This window comes from Amycolatopsis eburnea (genome assembly GCF_003937945.1).
In the GTDB taxonomy this organism is placed as follows: domain Bacteria; phylum Actinomycetota; class Actinomycetes; order Mycobacteriales; family Pseudonocardiaceae; genus Amycolatopsis; species Amycolatopsis eburnea.
The window spans coordinates 41,241-55,679 of sequence record NZ_RSEC01000039.1 but is presented as its reverse complement, the minus strand read 5'-3'; the positions used below and the strand labels follow the sequence as shown (position 1 = coordinate 55,679).

Genomic DNA, 14,439 nt, shown 5'->3' with positions numbered 1-14,439 from the left:
CGACTGCGTCCCCACCCTACGGGCTGGGCCGGCGCGGCCGATCGAGAAGCGCTAGAAGGCCGGTCCTTTGCCGAAGTAGGCCTTGCAGCCCAGGTTGTACTCGGTGGCGATCTCCAGCACGTTCTTGCCGTCGTCGACCGGCAGCAGCGTCGAGGAGTAGTTGGGGCAGAAGTTGTTGTAGATGCCGGTGATGTGCACGGGAGCGGGCAGTTCGTACCAGTGCCCGGCCCCGAAGTTGTCGTTCGCCAGCAGGACCTGGCCGTTGTTCGGCTGCGGCTTGCCCTTGGCGTTGGTGTAGATCTGCCCGACCATGACGATCCGCACGCCGTTCGGGCCGCCGGGGAACAGCGTGATCGTCTGCGCGTGCTGGAAGTAGTTGCCGTTGGCGGTGTTCACGCGGGTGCCGGGGTCGGCGGGGTCGCCCCAGTTGGCGCCGTCGGCCGAGATCTTGAAGTACGGGTCGCAGTAGCGGTCGCGGTAGTTGCAGATCTCGTAGGCGAAGTAGTACCGGCCGTCGGGCAGCCGCCGGATGATCGGCATGCCGGGCCGGACGCGGTCGGGCGGGATCGCCATGGTGAGCTGCTTGGTGCCCCAGGTCACGCCGTCGGTCGAGGCGACCCGGTTGAGCACCTGCGCGTACTTCGGCGCCTGCGTCTCGTCGGCGTAGTGGAGCCAGAGCGTGCCGCCGGCGTCGACGGTGAACTCGGGCTCCCAGATGCCGTCGATGTTGTGCGACCGCGCGGCCTCGGACAGGAAGCTCCACGCGCGGCCGCCGTCCTTGCTGGCCCAGATCCGGATCCCGACGCGGCGCTGCGGCCCGGCGTCCTGCCGGTAGGACGCGGCCCACAGCAGCGTGCCGGCGCGGAGCTTGCCGACCCGCTGCGGCAGCTCGTAGACGGTGCCGCAGCACATGCCGTACCGGCCGTCGGGGTCGTGGATCTCGCCGATCTTGTGGAACGACTCGCCTTCGTCGGTGCTCTCCAGCACCGGCGTGAACTTGCCGCCGGCGTCTTCGCTGGTCAGCGTGGCGATGATGCGCCCGCGGCCGATGATCGAGTGGTCGAGCCGGATGAGCCGCGCGTACGAACCGTAGCCGGGCACGAGCTGCTTGCGCTCGGCCGCGCTCGCGGGCGTGACCAACGTCGCGATGAGCGTCAGCGGCAGCACGAAGACAAGAAAACGGCGCATCCTGACCCTCTCCACGGCGTGACCGCGCGATTACAACACGCTGATCGGGTCCGCCGTGGACAGTCACACGGCCCATTCGCGCGTTCGGGGGGTTTGCCGTGCGCCATCGGGTGACCGGTCGCGGCGCGTGACGGTAACGCGGAGGTGTGGTCGGTCGAAAGATCACCGGAGGGGGAATGATGAAACTACGGCTGTTCGGCGTCGTCGTGCTGGCACTGGCGGCGGGGTGCGCCCCCGGCGGCGGCTACGGGACGATCGAGACCGTGTCCGGCGCGTCCGTCCGGATGCCGACCGCGACCTCGACCGCGCCCCCGGCGCCACGCGAAGTCCCGACGGAGACGCACACGGGCAAGGGCAGCGGCGAGTTCGAGACCAGCTGGCCCGCCGACCAGCTGGGGTTCTTCACGTTCGACTGCCCGAAGTGCACGTCCAACGTGATCATCGACTCCGACGGCGGCGAGCACGGCCTGGTCAACGCGATCGGCGCGTACAAGGGCACGACGTGGCTGAACACGTACGAGGACCGCCCGACGAAGCGGGTGACGGTCCACGCGAACGCGGCGTGGACGGCGACGATTTCGGACTTCCGGAGCCTGCCCGCGGTGGTGCTGGGCCAGGAGTCGAAGGGCAAGGGCGAGGCGGTGCTGCGGCTGCCGGAGGGCGTGTCGCGGGTGCGGTTCACGGCGAAGACGCGGGGGAACATCGCGCTGTGGATCCATGCCGGGGACTTCCGGGACCTGCTGCTGAACCAGATCGGGGACGTGCAGGTGGAGCGGGATGTGCGGGGGCCGGGGTACCTGAAGGTGGATGGGTACGAGGCGAGCTGGACGTTGACGCCGTCTTGAGCGGGCACCCGGTGGCCGGGTGCCCGCGGCGACGTCAGCGGTAGTTCGTGAACTGCAGCGCGATCTCGAAGTCCTTGCCCTTCAGCAACGCGATCACGTCCTGCCTGCGGCGATGTCGTGGTGCGGGGCTCTGAGCTGCGGGTTTGTGTCCGTTGGTGGTCGTCGTCGGTCGTCGCTGGTTGGTGCCATCTGTACCGGATTTGTACCGGAGGGGCTGAATGTTGCTGCCGGAGTACTTGCATGATGGATAATGGGGCATGGCCGAGTGGGATGACTACCAGGAAGAAGTCGCCTCATTTTTTCGAGGATTAGGTCTTGATGCTGCGACGAACGTTCCTATTAGCGGAGCTCGAACGTCGCACGACATTGACGTGGTAGTCAGGTCTGAGCACGTTGGCTTTGATATGTTGTGGATTGTCGAATGTAAGCGTTGGAGTAAGCCGGTTTCCAAGCTTCACGTGCTTGCACTTCGAGAGATTGTTTCGGATGTCGGTGCTGATCGCGGCTTGTTGATGGCGGAAAGCGGTTTTCAGAGTGGCGCGCATGAGGCTGCCGAGCTAACTAACGTAAAACTTACTTCACTGGTTGAGCTAAAGGACTCGGCGTCCTATTCCTTGGGAATGGCTAGTCTGCGCGCGTTGCAGGATCGCGTGGACGAGTGTCGCTCTAGGTACTGGGAGTTGGAGAAAGAATCCCGGATTGACTGCGGTCTCAGGCCTCCGGTTGGCCTGCCCGGCTACTCGGGGAACCTTGTTATCGAAGCCAGTGAGGCGGCCCTGAATGATGCCTTTAAGGGGAAGTTTCCGCCTTTATTGGATGGACTTGCGCCGTTGCTGTACCGACATTTCCGGTTTTCGGCAGGGTCGCCAAGTGGGCTGTATGAGGAAATTGAGCCACTCGTCGCCGAGTTAGAAGAACTGCTTGATCGGGCTTACGCATCGCCGGGCAGAAAGCTAAAACGGGATCGAACCAATTAACGAGATGCCGTCTGGCCAACCATGGACGCAAAGCCCAAGACCAGCCGCCGCGCGAACGACCTGCCGACGCTGGTCGCGAACTCCCTGCGCGGCCACCTGGAGACCTTCCGGACGCTGCCGGAGGAGATCGCCGACGAGGCCGACCCCCGCGGGCCGATCCGGCGGCCCGCCGACCTGGTGTTCACCCGAGGCGACGGCCCGCCCGATCCACCGGGCCGACTGGTCGTATATCTGGCGTCCGGCCGCGAAGGCCGCTGGCCTGCCGGAGGGCTTCGGCCTGCGGCACTACTTCGCCACGGTGCTGATCTTCGGTGGAGCGAACGTCAAGACCGTCCAGCTCGCCATGGGCCACACCACGCCCACGGTGACGCTCAACACCTACGTCGGCTACTGGCCGGACGCGGTGGACCAGACGCGGACGCTCGTGGACTCCGCGCTCGGTTGTACCGGGGTTGTACCCACGGGCACCTGAAACCAGATACCCGCAGGTCAGAGCCCATCGATCACCGGTAGTTCGTGAACTGCAGCGCGATCTCGAAGTCCTTGCCCTTCAGCAACGCGATCACGTCCTGCAGCTGGTCCTTCTTCTTGCCCGACACCCGCAGCTGGTCGCCCTGGATCTGGGCCTGGACGCCCTTCGGGCCTTCGTCGCGGATGAACTTCGCGATCTGCTTCGCCTTGTCCGAGGCGATGCCCTGGAGGATCTTGCCGCCGATCTTGTAGATCTTGCCCGAGAGGGCCGGCTCGCCCGCTTCGAACGCCTTCAGGGAGATGTTGCGCTTGATCAGCTTCTCCTTGAAGACCTCGACCGCGGCCAGGGCGCGCTCCTCGGTCTCGGACTCGATCGCGATCGCCTCCTCGCCGGACCAGTTGATCGTCGTGCCCGTGCCGCGGAAGTCGAAGCGCGTTCCGAGCTCCTTGCTCGCCTGGTTGAGCGCGTTGTCCACCTCCTGGCGGTCGACCTTGCTCACGACGTCGAAAGAGGGATCCGCCACGTGTCCTCACACCTCGTACTCGCTTGTCAGGGGCCACCCAGCCTAGCCCCCACCGGGGGACGGGTATCCCGGTTGACCCCCGCCCGAACCCGTTCGGTAAGCTTCTCCCCGGCCGGTTCGCCCGGCCTTGGCGGGTTACCCGAGTGGCCAAAGGGGACTGGCTGTAAACCAGTTGGCTTACGCCTACGGGGGTTCGAATCCCTCACCCGCCACCCAGCGAAAGCCCCGCACCACGGTGCGGGGCTTTTTCGTGGGCTAGCTCCGCGTCCGCTGTTCGGCGACCTCGGCGGTGATCGGCAGCAGGTGGCCGCGCTTGTGCTGGTCCCGCACGTCCTGGTAGGTCCACGTCGTGCGCCAGCCATCGGGGGTGTGGGACTCCTCCTTCTCCAGGCCGCGGGGGTCCTGCCACGTACGGATGATCTCCCGTGCGGCGTCCACGGAGTGCTCGCCCTCGGAGAGCCAAGCCCAGTACCGGTATTCGCGATCCATCGGAACCCCTAGCCGTCGAGCGGAACTCCATCATGCCAGGCCGCCGATGTTCGTCGGCTGCGCCGCGATCGCGCGAATTGCCGAGGAATGACCCTCGTCGTCGATTTGCCCGCGAGGAAAAATACTTCCGTGAACCGGTAACGACCGCCGTGATCCCGCCGACCGGCCGTCCGGAAAGGACGGTCGGCCGCGGTGCGCTGGGACCGCACGCGAACGGCCGGTTTCCCCAGGGGGAAGGGGGAAACCGGCCGTTCGTCGGGTGGCGGCGCTCGGGGTTACGCCGCCTGGTGCACCGGCGTGGACGCCGGGGTCAGGGCGAGGTCGAGGACCTCGCGGACGTTCGCCACCGCGTGGACGTCCAGCTGGGCCAGCACCTCGGCCGGGACGTCGTCGAGGTCCGGCTCGTTGCGCTGCGGGATGATCACCGTCTTCATCCCCGCCCGGTGCGCGGCCAGCAGCTTCTGCTTGACGCCGCCGATCGGGAGCACCCGGCCGGTCAGCGACACCTCGCCGGTCATCGCGACGTCCGCGCGGACCACGCGGCCCGAGAGCAGCGACGCCAGCGCCGTCGTCATCGTGACGCCCGCCGACGGGCCGTCCTTCGGGACCGCGCCCGCCGGGACGTGGACGTGGATGCCGCGCTTGCGCAGGTCGCCCACCGGCAGCTCCAGCTCCGCGCCGTGCGAGCGCAGGTAGGACAGCGCGATCTGCGCCGACTCCTTCATCACGTCGCCGAGCTGGCCGGTCAGCTGCAGCCCGGACGCGCCGGACTCCTCGTCGGCGAGCGACGCCTCGATGTAGAGGACGTCACCGCCGGCGCCGGTCACCGCCAGGCCGGTCGCCACGCCCGGGGTCGCCGTGCGCTGCGTCGACGCCGGGAGCGACGACTCCGGGATGTGCCGCGGGCGGCCCAGGTAGGCGTCCAGATCGGCCGCGTCGATGGAAAGCGGCAGCGCAACCTCGTCCAGCGCCACCTTCGTCGCGACCTTCCGCAGCACCTTCGCGATCGTGCGGTTCGCGTCGCGCACGCCCGCCTCGCGGGTGTACTCGGCGGCGATCCGGCTGAACGCGGCGTCCGTCAAGACGACGTCCGTGGCGCCCAGGCCGGCGCGCTCCAGCTCGCGGGGGAGCAGGTGGTCGCGGGCGATGGTGACCTTCTCGTGCTCGGTGTAGCCGTCCAGCGTGACGAGCTCCATGCGGTCCAGCAGCGGGCCGGGGATGGTCTCGAGCGCGTTGGCCGTCGCCAGGAACACGACGTCGGACAGGTCCAGCTCGACCTCGAGGTAGTGGTCGCGGAACGTGTGGTTCTGCTCCGGGTCCAGCACTTCGAGCAGCGCCGCGGTCGGGTCGCCGCGGTAGTCGGCGCCGACCTTGTCGATCTCGTCGAGCAGCACGACCGGGTTCATCGAGCCGGCTTCCTTGATGGCGCGGACGATCCGGCCGGGCAGCGCGCCGACGTACGTGCGGCGGTGGCCGCGGATCTCCGCCTCGTCGCGGATGCCGCCCAGCGCCACCCGGACGAACTTGCGTCCCATGGCCTTCGCGACGGACTCACCCAGCGACGTCTTGCCGACCCCGGGAGGACCGGCGAGGGCGAGCACGGCACCCGAACGACGTCCGCCGACCGGGCCGAGGCCCGATTCCGCACGGCGCTTCCGGACGGCCAGGTACTCGATGATGCGTTCCTTGACGTCGTCGAGACCGGCGTGGTCGGCGTCCAGGACGGCCCGCGCGGCCGCGATGTCGTAGACGTCCTCGGTGCGCTCGTTCCAGGGCAGCTCCAGGACGGTGTCCAGCCAGGTGCGGATCCAGCCGCCTTCGGGGGACTGCTCGGACGTGCGGTCCAGCTTGTCCACTTCGGCCAGCGCGGCCTTCTTGACGGCGTCGGGCAGCTCGGCGCCCTCGACGCGGGCGCGGTAGTCGTCGTCCTGAGCGGTGCCGTCGAGCTCGCCGAGCTCCTTGCGGATCGCTTCGAGCTGGCGGCGCAGCAGGAACTCCTTCTGCTGCTTCTCCATGCCCTCGGCGACGTCCTTGCGGATGGTGTCGGTGACCTCGAGCTCGGCCAGGTGCTCCTTGCTCCACTCGAGCGCCTTCTCCAGGCGTGCGGTGACGTCCAGGGCGCCGAGCAGCTCGAGCTTCTGGTCGGTGGACAGGTACGGCGCGTTGCCGGACAGGTCGGCGATCGCGGACGCGTCTTCGACCTGCTGGACGGCGTCGATCAGCTGCCAGCCGCCGCGCTGCTGGAGGATCGAGATGACGACGGCCTTGTACTCGGCCGCGAGCTTCGCGGTCTGGTCGTCCGTGGTCTCGGGGGCGTCCTCGGCGTGCACCCAGCGGGCGGCGCCGGGGCCGTCGGCGATCCGGCCGACGAGCGCGCGGGACGTGCCGCGCAGCAGCACGGCGGCCTTGCCGCCGGGCACGCGGCCGATGCGCTCGACCGTGGCGACGGTGCCGAACTCGGCGTACTCGCCGTGGACGCGCGGGACGATGAGGACCTCGGCCTTGGCGGTCCCGGTCGACCGGATGCCGGGGAAGGACGCCTGGGAGGGGGTGTTGGCCTGGGCGGACTCCACCGCGGCCCGCGTCTCGGTGTCGCTCAGGTCGAGCGGGACGACCATGCCCGGCAGCACGACGTCGTCATCGAGCGGGAGCACGGGCAGGAGGCGGGTGTCGGACATGTGCACTCCTCGGTTAGTTGAGTCTCCCTAGCTCAACTCTCCGATGGGTGTGTTTGTTTCCGATGGTGCGTTCGCCCACAGCGATCGGGGAAACCGCAGGTCAGCCGCCTGGCCGGGCCGCGATGCCGCACCACGCGTACGGCCGGGCCTCCGCCTCCAGCGCGTTCAGCTTCCGGTCGGGCCGCCAGTCCGGCAGGTGCACGATGCCCGGTTCGAGCAGCGGCCAGTCGCCGAACAGCGGCTCGATCTCTTCGCGGTCGCGCAGCCAGACCGGGTTGCTGGTCTTGCGGTACTGCTCGACGAACCAGCGCAGGCCTTCGAGCGTCTCGCCGCTGCCGTCGCCCTCGCTCATCTGCGAGATGGCCAGCCAGCTGCCGGGCGCGAGCTTTTCGCGGTACGCCGCGAGGATGCCCTCGGGGTCGTCGTCCGGGCCGACGAAGTGCAGCACCGCCATCATCATCAGGCAGACCGGCTGCGAAAAGTCGATGAGCCGCTTCGTCTCCTCCGCGCGCAGGACGGCCTTCGGGTCCCGCATGTCCGCCTGGACGATGCCGGCCCAGTCGGTCGCCGCGCCCTCTTCGAGGATCAGCGTCGCGTGCGCCACGGCGACCGGCTCGTAGTCGACGTAGACGACCTTGGCGTCGTGGTCCTCGGGCAGCTCGGCCTCGACGACCTCGTGCACGTTCCCGGCCGTCGGGACGCCGGAGCCGAGGTCGATGAACTGCCGGATCCCGGCGCGCAGGGCGGCCCGCACCGCGCGGTTCATGAACTCGCGGTTCTGCTTCGAGCCGGGCCGCACCAGCGGCCACTGCTGCTCCATGCGCCTGCCGAACTCGCGGTCCACGGCCCAGTTCTGGGTACCGCCCAGGTACCAGTCGTAGATCCGGGCCGCGGACGGCTTCTCGGTGTCGACGCCCTCGGGCGCTCTCGGCGCGGAATCCCGCTGGTCGCTCACTCCCGGCTCCCCTCACTCTCCGGACGCCAGCCTATAAGGACCGCGCGGCGCGGGTAATCCTCCGTTCGTTCAGCGCACGGCCGGGCGGCGCTGCCAGTACGTCCACAACGGCCGGTACCCCTGCGCGTACCAGAACGGCGTCGACAGCGGGTTCGCCGCGGCGTGGTGCAGCAGGACGACGTCGGCGCCCTCCTCGTCCAGGACGTGGTGGGCGTGGGTGGCCAGCGCGGTGCCGACTCCGGACGAGCGCGCCGCCTCCGCGACGGCCAGCCACGACAGGTAGCCGACGCGGGCCGCGGCCACGCGGTCGCTGATCCAGCCGGTCTCGCCCGGGTGCTGGACGCTCACCATGCCGAGCGGGCGGCCGTACAGCTCGGCGATCCACAGTGGCGGTTCCGGCCGGTTCAGCTGCTCGGCCAGGTCCTTGGCCAGGATGTCCTCGACGCCGGTGCGCCAGTTCACCGTGCCGTACTGGGCGTCGTAGGAGTGCAGCTCCATGCCGAGCGCCACGGCGGTCTCGAGGTCGCCGGGCTCGGCGCGGCGGATCTTGACGCCGGGGGTGCCGAGCGGCGTCGCCGGGATCATCCGCTGGGCCGGCCGGACCGCGACCACCCGCAGCGGCGCGAAGCCGTGGTGCAGCATTTCGCGCGCGCCGGCGGCGTCCCGGCTCGCGCGGGGGACGATCGCGGCGGTCTCGGTGTCGCCGTGCTCGGCGACCGCGCGCAGATGTTCATCCCATCGAGTGAGGAGGGCGTCGAGCGCACCGGCCGGCCGGGGTCCCGCGAGCTGGAGGTCGAGGCGGTGCTCGGTCAGCGCGCGCCAGGGCGCGTTGGGGGCGTCGCGGTCGACCTGGACGCGGGAAGCCAGCCCGGACGCGGCGGAGTCGCCCGTCGCCACCTCCAGGACCACGGCGTTTTCGGCCGCTTCGAACGGGGTCGAGCCGGGGAGCAGGGAGTCCACCGCCGCGAGCCTGGCCGCGTGTTCGGTGGCGATCGCATCGCTGTGCATGGGGCACATTCAAGCGCTATCGCGGCTCGCGTGGGCGGAGGACCGCTCGAAGGGCGGCACCCCGTGTTTCACTCCTTGGTCCACGCAGGTCAGCGCGTTCGAGGCATTGTTAACCCTGGGGTGATCTCCTACTGTCTCGAAAGGGACACGGGTACGCCCTACGGGGTACGGTATGGCCCTTGTCCACACCCGAAGTCACGGATCAGCACCGGTGGACAAGCCGGGAGGGAAGGTCGGATGCCGGACACCAACGCCCACGGCGACGCCGTCGCGCAGGCGCAGCCCGGGCCGGGAGCCGCTTCCGGGACACCACCGCAACCCGCCGCCTCCGCCGAAGCCCGCACGGACGAACGCCGGTTCCGCGCCTACACCTTCGCCGTGCTGAGCCTGGGGCTCGTCGCCGCGTTCGCCGTCGGCTCGTGGCAACCGTTCCACTGGGACAGCAAGCTGCTGTGGATCGGGCCGGTGCTCGCGGTCGCGTTCCTGCTCGCCGAGCAGCTCGGCATCAACGTCGACGTCCGCAGCGGCATCTCGTGGACCATCTCGTTCACCGAGATCCCGCTCGTCATCGGCTTCTTCATCGCGCCGTTCGAGGTCGTGCTGGCCGCGCACCTGGTCGCCGGCATCGGCACGCTGCTCGCGCGGAAGGTCGCCGGCCGCGTCCTCTACAACGCGGGCGCGTTCCTGCTGGAGATCACCGGCGCGTTCGCCGTCGCCGGGCTCGTCAAGTACGCCGTCGGCGCCGGTGGCGGCGACAAGTTCCCGTGGGTCGCCGCGCTGGCGGGCACCCTGACCGCGCCGCTGGTGAGCACGTTGCTCGCGCTGGCCGCGGTCCGCGTGCTGCGGCGCCGGATGCGCGTCAGCACCGCGGTCCGGCTCACCGCGCGGATCCTGGTCGTCGGGTTCGTCAACGCCTCCGTCGGCCTCTCGGGCTACCTCGTCATTTCGAACACGCCCAAGGCGTGGCCGCTCGTGCTCGCCGTCTTCCTCGGCCTGACCGCGCTCTACTGGGCCTATTCGGACCTGCTGCGCGAGCAGCGGGACATGGAAGCGCTCTCCGACGTGAGCCTGATGGTCGCCCGCTCCGGCCAGCTCGCCGCGGCCCGCCCGGCCGGTCGCGCGGACGAGCTCGTCGGCGGCGTCGACGTCCGCGAGTGGGCGACGATCGCCGAGCGCATCAAGGACCAGCTCGCCGCCGGCCGCGTGGTGCTCCGGCTGCGGCTCGAGGCGAAGGACCCGCTGCGCGTCGTCGTCGCGGGCGACGAGCTGCCGCCCGCCGACCCCACCGCCGACGACCCGCTGCTGCGGCTGCCCGGCGCGCACGTCCGGCACTTCCGGATCACCGAGGCCAACCCCGACGTCCGCGCGGCGCTGCTCGACCGCGGCGCCCAGGAGGCGCTCGTCGTGCCGCTGCGCAGCGCGAACCAGCTGCTCGGCGTCGTCGAGGCGCACGACCGGCTGTCCCGCTGGCGCGGCTTCGGCAAGTACGACGTCCAGCTGCTCGGCACCATGGCCAGCCACCTCGCGACGTCGCTGGACAACCGGCGGCTGCTGGCGACGCTGCGCCACGACGCCTACCACGACCCGCTCACCGGGCACCTCAACCGGCTGGGCTTCCGGCAGGTGGCGAAGGAACCGCTGCGGGAGTTCGCCACCGACGCCGTGGTGCTCCGCATCGACCTCGACGTCTTCTCCACGGTCAGCGACGCGCTGGGCTACGCCTGGGCCGACCGGATGGTCATCGCCGCCGCCCGCCGCATCCGCGACGCGCTCGGCCCCGACGTCCCGCTCGCCCGGCTGGAAGGCGCGTCCTTCGCGGCCCTGCTCGTCGGCTGCCCGCCGGAGGACGCCCACGACGCGGCGGAACGGCTGCGCGAAGGGCTTTCCGCGCCGTACCCGGTCGACCGGCTCTCGGTCGAGGCGAACGCGATGATCGGCTACGCGACGACGACTCCGGAGGAGTCGGGCGACGTCGTCGACGTCGAAGGCCTGCTGCAGCGCGCCGACGTCGCCGTCCGCGCCACGAAGGGCGGCGAAGAGGTCCGCGGCTACGTGCCGAGCATGGGCCAGATCTTCCTGCGCCGCTTCCAGATGGTCACGCAGTTCCGGCAGTCCCTCGAGGACGGCCAGGTCAGCGTCCACTACCAGCCGAAGATCACCCTGCCCAACCGGCAGGTGGCCGGCGTCGAGGCGCTCGTCCGCTGGGTGCACCCGGAGTTCGGGCGGCTCGGCCCGGACGAGTTCGTCCCGGCCATCGAAGCGGCCGGCCTGATCGGCGTGCTGACGTCGTTCGTGCTCGGCGAGGCGCTCAAGCGCTGCCGCAAGTGGCTCGACGAAGGCCTGCGGATCTCGGTCGCGGTCAACCTGTCGGTGCGCAACCTGGCCGACGAGGACTTCCCGAACAAGGTCGCCCGCGAGCTGGAGCACCACGGCATCCCGCCGGAGCTGCTGACGTTCGAGCTGACCGAGTCCGGCGTGATGTCCGACCCGCAGAAGGCGCTGCCGATCCTGCGCGAGCTGCACTCGCTGGGCATCGTGCTGGCGGTGGACGACTTCGGCACCGGCTACTCGTCGCTGGCGTACCTGCGGCAGCTGCCGGTCGACCAGGTCAAGATCGACAAGAGCTTCGTCCTCGGGATGGGCACCGACCTCGGCGACCTCGCGGTGGTCCGCTCGATCGTCGAGCTCGGGCATTCGCTCGGGCTGACGGTGGTGGCGGAGGGCGTCGAGGAGGACGTCGCGCGCGACCAGCTGGAGGCGATGGGCTGCGACGTCGCCCAGGGCTACCTGATCTCGCGGCCGCTGCCGGAAGACCGCCTGGAGGCGTGGCTGCAGGCCCGCACCGCGCGCTCGCCGGGGCGGCACTCGGAGACCGTGCTGACCCTGCTGACCTGAGGTTTTGCGGTTAAGCGACCCCGGTTGCACGGCCGGGTGACCGCCCTTGCTAATCTTTCCAAGTCCTCGCGAGAGGCAGGCCCCTTTAGCTCAGTCGGCAGAGCGTCTCCATGGTAAGGAGAAGGTCTACGGTTCGATTCCGTAAAGGGGCTCTCGACCTCAGCCGCGTCACGCCTGCGTGTCGCGGCTTGGGTCATGTAAGGGCGGTGTAGCTCAGTTGGCAGAGCAAGCGGCTCATAATCGCTGTGTCGCCGGTTCAAGTCCGGCCACCGCTACGCGGTAACGACGGGGCTGGCCCCCGGACCTGAGAGAGAAGGAAACGCTGTGGCTGCCACCGACGTGCGACCCAAGATCACGCTGGCGTGCGAAGAGTGCAAGCACCGCAACTACATCACCAAGAAGAACCGGCGCAACAACCCGGATCGCCTGGAGATGAAGAAGTTCTGCCCGAACTGCGGTACGCACCGGACGCACAAGGAAACCCGCTGACGCGTACGCGTTCACCAGCTTCGAAGAGCCGCCCTGGACCACCGGGGCGGCTCTTTGCTGTTGGTAGCCTCCTCGGGTGCCTTTGGACGAGTCGTTCACCGGGCGGGTCTACCCGCCGCAGACCAGCTACGAAGTGAGCCGGGAGAAGATCCGGGAGTTCGCCGACGCGATCGGTGACGCGAACCCGCTCTACCGGGACCCCGAAGCCGCGAAGGCGGCCGGCTACCCGGACGTGATCGCGCCGCCGACGTTCCTCACGATCGTCAACCTCGCGTCGATCAACCAGATCGTCTCCGACCCCGAGCTCGGCCTCGACTACTCGCGGATGGTCCACGGCGACCAGCAGTTCAGCTACAGCCGCCCGGCCCACGCCGGCGACACGCTGCTGCTGACCACCCACATCGACCGGATCATGGCCAGGGCCGGCAACGACTTCATCAACCTGCGCGCCGAAATCACCGACGGCGACGGCGCCCACATCGCCACCACGCGCGCCCAGCTCGTGGTCCGGGGGGAGGCCGCGTGAACACCGGCGACGAACTGCCCGCCCTCGAGGTCCGGATCACCCGCGAACAGCTGGTGCGCTACGCCGGCGCGGCGCTGGACTTCAACCCGATCCACTGGAACGAGGCGTTCGCGAAGGACGTCGGCCTCCCGGACGTCATCGCCCACGGCATGCTGACGATGGCCGTGTCCGGCCGCGTCGTGACCGACTGGCTCGGCGACCCGGGCCGCCTGGTCGACTTCAGCGCCCGCTTCACCCGTCCGGTCGTCGTCCCGAACACGCCGGAAGGCGCGCTCGTGGAGATCACCGGGAAGGTCGGCGAGGTCACCGGCGACGGGACCGCGCGGATCGACCTCGTGGTGAAGTTCGACGGCAAGACGGTGCTGGGCAAGCCGCAGGCCGTCGTCCGGGTCTAAGGCAGCTTCAGCACCGCCAGCACGGCGTCGGCCATGCCCTGCTCGCCCCGCGCGTTCGGGTGCAGCGGGGCGGCCGGCGACGCGGGCAGCAGGCCCTCCACCCAGCGCGTGTCCGACGCCGAGCAGACGTCGTGGCCCTTGCCGGGGGTCGCGGTGTCCGCGTAGCCCGCGCGGTGGCTGTCCGCCTGGTCCTCGAGCATCTTGTTCAGCTTGCCGAGCGCTTCGCGGAAGTACGCGATGTCGCCGCTGCCGAAGGGCAGGACCGGCCAGCAGCCGTCGCCGTCCGGGAGGACCGTCGGGTAGCCGACGACCACGACCTTCGCCTTCGGGGCCTTGTCGTGGATGCGGTCGAGGACCGCGCCGACCTTCGGGGCGGCCGCGTCGATCCGCTCGGCGAGCTGGTCGTGGCCGCCCGCGGTGAGCTTGTCCCTGCACGGGGACGCGGTCGAGTGCGCCGTCGCGCAGCCCGCCGCGTACGCGAAGAAGCCGACGTCGTTGCCGCCGATGCCGAGGGTCACCAGCGTCGTGTCCTTGGTGACGGCGTCCAGCTGCGCCGGGTTCGTGCCGTTGTCCGTCTTCTGCGGGGCGGTCAGGTGCGCGGTGGTCGCGCCGCCGCAGCTGACGTCGGCGAACTGGGCCGGCTTCAGCCTCGCCGAGACCAGGTGCGGGTAGTTGTCGTCCGAGCGCTGGCAGCCCGCCGGGGTGCCCGCCTGCCGCCCGGTGCGCGGCGAAGACGTGTACGAGTCGCCCAGCGCCACGTAGCGGCCGCTGCCGCCGCCGGTGTCCGCGCCGTCCGGTGGCGCCGACGACGAGCCGTGCTGCCACTTGTAGTACCCGAAGCCGAGTAGCGCGAGCACGAGCACCACGACGAGACAGCCGCCCCCACCGCTTTTCTTCGCCACCCGGTCGTTTCTACCGAAGCGGGGGCGGTTTCGGCTGCGGCGATCCGGGTGACGGACGGGTGGGTGAACCTGATCGAGGGATCGGCTGTTGCGTGCG

General features: G+C 69.8%; 14 protein-coding genes, 3 tRNA genes and 1 pseudogene. 10 read left to right on the top strand and 8 right to left on the bottom strand.

Annotated elements, in window-relative coordinates:
* Window positions 1-51: 51 nt before the first annotated feature.
* Window positions 52-1,188, bottom strand: a complete 1,137-nt coding sequence (locus EIY87_RS19205; protein ID WP_191984171.1) for a sialidase family protein — start codon at window positions 1,186-1,188, stop codon at window positions 52-54.
* Window positions 1,189-1,367: 179 nt separating this feature from the next.
* Here EIY87_RS19205 and EIY87_RS19200 point away from each other — a divergent pair, with 179 nt between their 5' ends.
* Window positions 1,368-2,033 carry a hypothetical protein gene (locus tag EIY87_RS19200; RefSeq protein ID WP_125310068.1) on the top strand — a complete coding sequence of 222 codons (666 nt, stop codon included), beginning with the start codon at window positions 1,368-1,370 and terminating at the stop codon, window positions 2,031-2,033.
* Window positions 2,034-2,067: 34 nt separating this feature from the next.
* On the opposite strand, the pseudogene EIY87_RS48370 reads toward EIY87_RS19200, so the two are convergent.
* Window positions 2,068-2,136: pseudogene (locus EIY87_RS48370) on the bottom strand (DUF520 family protein); the annotation flags it as partial.
* Between the two features lie 154 nt (window positions 2,137-2,290).
* Here EIY87_RS48370 and EIY87_RS19190 point away from each other — a divergent pair.
* Both EIY87_RS19190 and EIY87_RS19185 read left to right on the top strand, forming a co-directional pair.
* A complete protein-coding gene (locus EIY87_RS19190) occupies window positions 2,291-3,010 on the top strand; it encodes a restriction endonuclease (protein WP_125310066.1) in 720 nt (239 codons plus the stop codon).
* Between the two features lie 4 nt (window positions 3,011-3,014).
* Window positions 3,015-3,482 (top strand): tyrosine-type recombinase/integrase, encoded by a 468-nt coding sequence (locus EIY87_RS19185; protein ID WP_225439940.1) that lies wholly within the window; start codon window positions 3,015-3,017, stop codon window positions 3,480-3,482.
* Between the two features lie 31 nt (window positions 3,483-3,513).
* On the opposite strand, the gene EIY87_RS19180 is transcribed toward EIY87_RS19185, so the two are convergent.
* Window positions 3,514-4,005 carry a YajQ family cyclic di-GMP-binding protein gene (locus EIY87_RS19180; protein ID WP_086860720.1) on the bottom strand — a complete coding sequence of 164 codons (492 nt, stop codon included), beginning with the start codon at window positions 4,003-4,005 and terminating at the stop codon, window positions 3,514-3,516.
* Window positions 4,006-4,134: 129 nt separating this feature from the next.
* On the opposite strand from EIY87_RS19180, the gene EIY87_RS19175 reads away from it, so the two are divergent.
* Window positions 4,135-4,217: transfer RNA gene (locus EIY87_RS19175), tRNA-Tyr, on the top strand.
* Between the two features lie 43 nt (window positions 4,218-4,260).
* On the opposite strand, the gene EIY87_RS19170 is transcribed toward EIY87_RS19175, so the two are convergent.
* From EIY87_RS19170 to EIY87_RS19155, 4 genes are all read right to left on the bottom strand, one after another.
* Window positions 4,261-4,494, bottom strand: coding sequence for a hypothetical protein (locus EIY87_RS19170; RefSeq protein WP_125310064.1), 234 nt, complete (start codon window positions 4,492-4,494; stop codon window positions 4,261-4,263).
* A 275-nt stretch (window positions 4,495-4,769) separates the two neighbouring features.
* Window positions 4,770-7,172, bottom strand: a complete 2,403-nt coding sequence (gene lon / locus EIY87_RS19165; protein ID WP_125310062.1) for an endopeptidase La — start codon at window positions 7,170-7,172, stop codon at window positions 4,770-4,772.
* A gap of 100 nt (window positions 7,173-7,272) precedes the next feature.
* Window positions 7,273-8,127: an SAM-dependent methyltransferase gene (locus EIY87_RS19160; protein WP_125310060.1), complete on the bottom strand. Its 855-nt coding sequence runs from the start codon at window positions 8,125-8,127 to the stop codon at window positions 7,273-7,275.
* A gap of 69 nt (window positions 8,128-8,196) precedes the next feature.
* Entirely contained in the window at window positions 8,197-9,135 is a 939-nt protein-coding gene (locus EIY87_RS19155; protein ID WP_404800063.1) for a GNAT family N-acetyltransferase, read from the bottom strand.
* A gap of 237 nt (window positions 9,136-9,372) precedes the next feature.
* On the opposite strand from EIY87_RS19155, the gene EIY87_RS19150 reads away from it, so the two are divergent.
* From EIY87_RS19150 to EIY87_RS19125, 6 genes are all read left to right on the top strand, one after another.
* Entirely contained in the window at window positions 9,373-12,030 is a 2,658-nt protein-coding gene (locus EIY87_RS19150; RefSeq protein ID WP_125310056.1) for a putative bifunctional diguanylate cyclase/phosphodiesterase, read from the top strand.
* A 79-nt stretch (window positions 12,031-12,109) separates the two neighbouring features.
* Window positions 12,110-12,182: transfer RNA gene (locus EIY87_RS19145), tRNA-Thr, on the top strand.
* Between the two features lie 50 nt (window positions 12,183-12,232).
* Window positions 12,233-12,305 (top strand) — tRNA-Met (locus EIY87_RS19140).
* A gap of 49 nt (window positions 12,306-12,354) precedes the next feature.
* Entirely contained in the window at window positions 12,355-12,519 is a 165-nt protein-coding gene (rpmG, locus tag EIY87_RS19135; RefSeq protein ID WP_005152047.1) for a 50S ribosomal protein L33, read from the top strand.
* A 76-nt stretch (window positions 12,520-12,595) separates the two neighbouring features.
* On the top strand, window positions 12,596-13,045 hold the full coding sequence (locus EIY87_RS19130) for a MaoC family dehydratase N-terminal domain-containing protein (protein ID WP_158641311.1): 450 nt from the start codon (window positions 12,596-12,598) through the stop codon (window positions 13,043-13,045).
* The gene (locus EIY87_RS19125; protein ID WP_125310054.1) at window positions 13,042-13,440 is read left to right on the top strand and encodes a MaoC family dehydratase; all 399 of its coding nucleotides are present in this window, start codon (window positions 13,042-13,044) and stop codon (window positions 13,438-13,440) included. Before EIY87_RS19130 ends, EIY87_RS19125 begins: the two co-directional genes overlap by 4 nt.
* Here the strand turns inward: EIY87_RS19125 and EIY87_RS19120 are convergent.
* On the bottom strand, window positions 13,437-14,342 hold the full coding sequence (locus EIY87_RS19120; protein ID WP_125310052.1) for an SGNH/GDSL hydrolase family protein: 906 nt from the start codon (window positions 14,340-14,342) through the stop codon (window positions 13,437-13,439). The two genes, EIY87_RS19125 and EIY87_RS19120, sit on opposite strands and share 4 nt — an antisense overlap.
* Window positions 14,343-14,439: the final 97 nt, after the last annotated feature.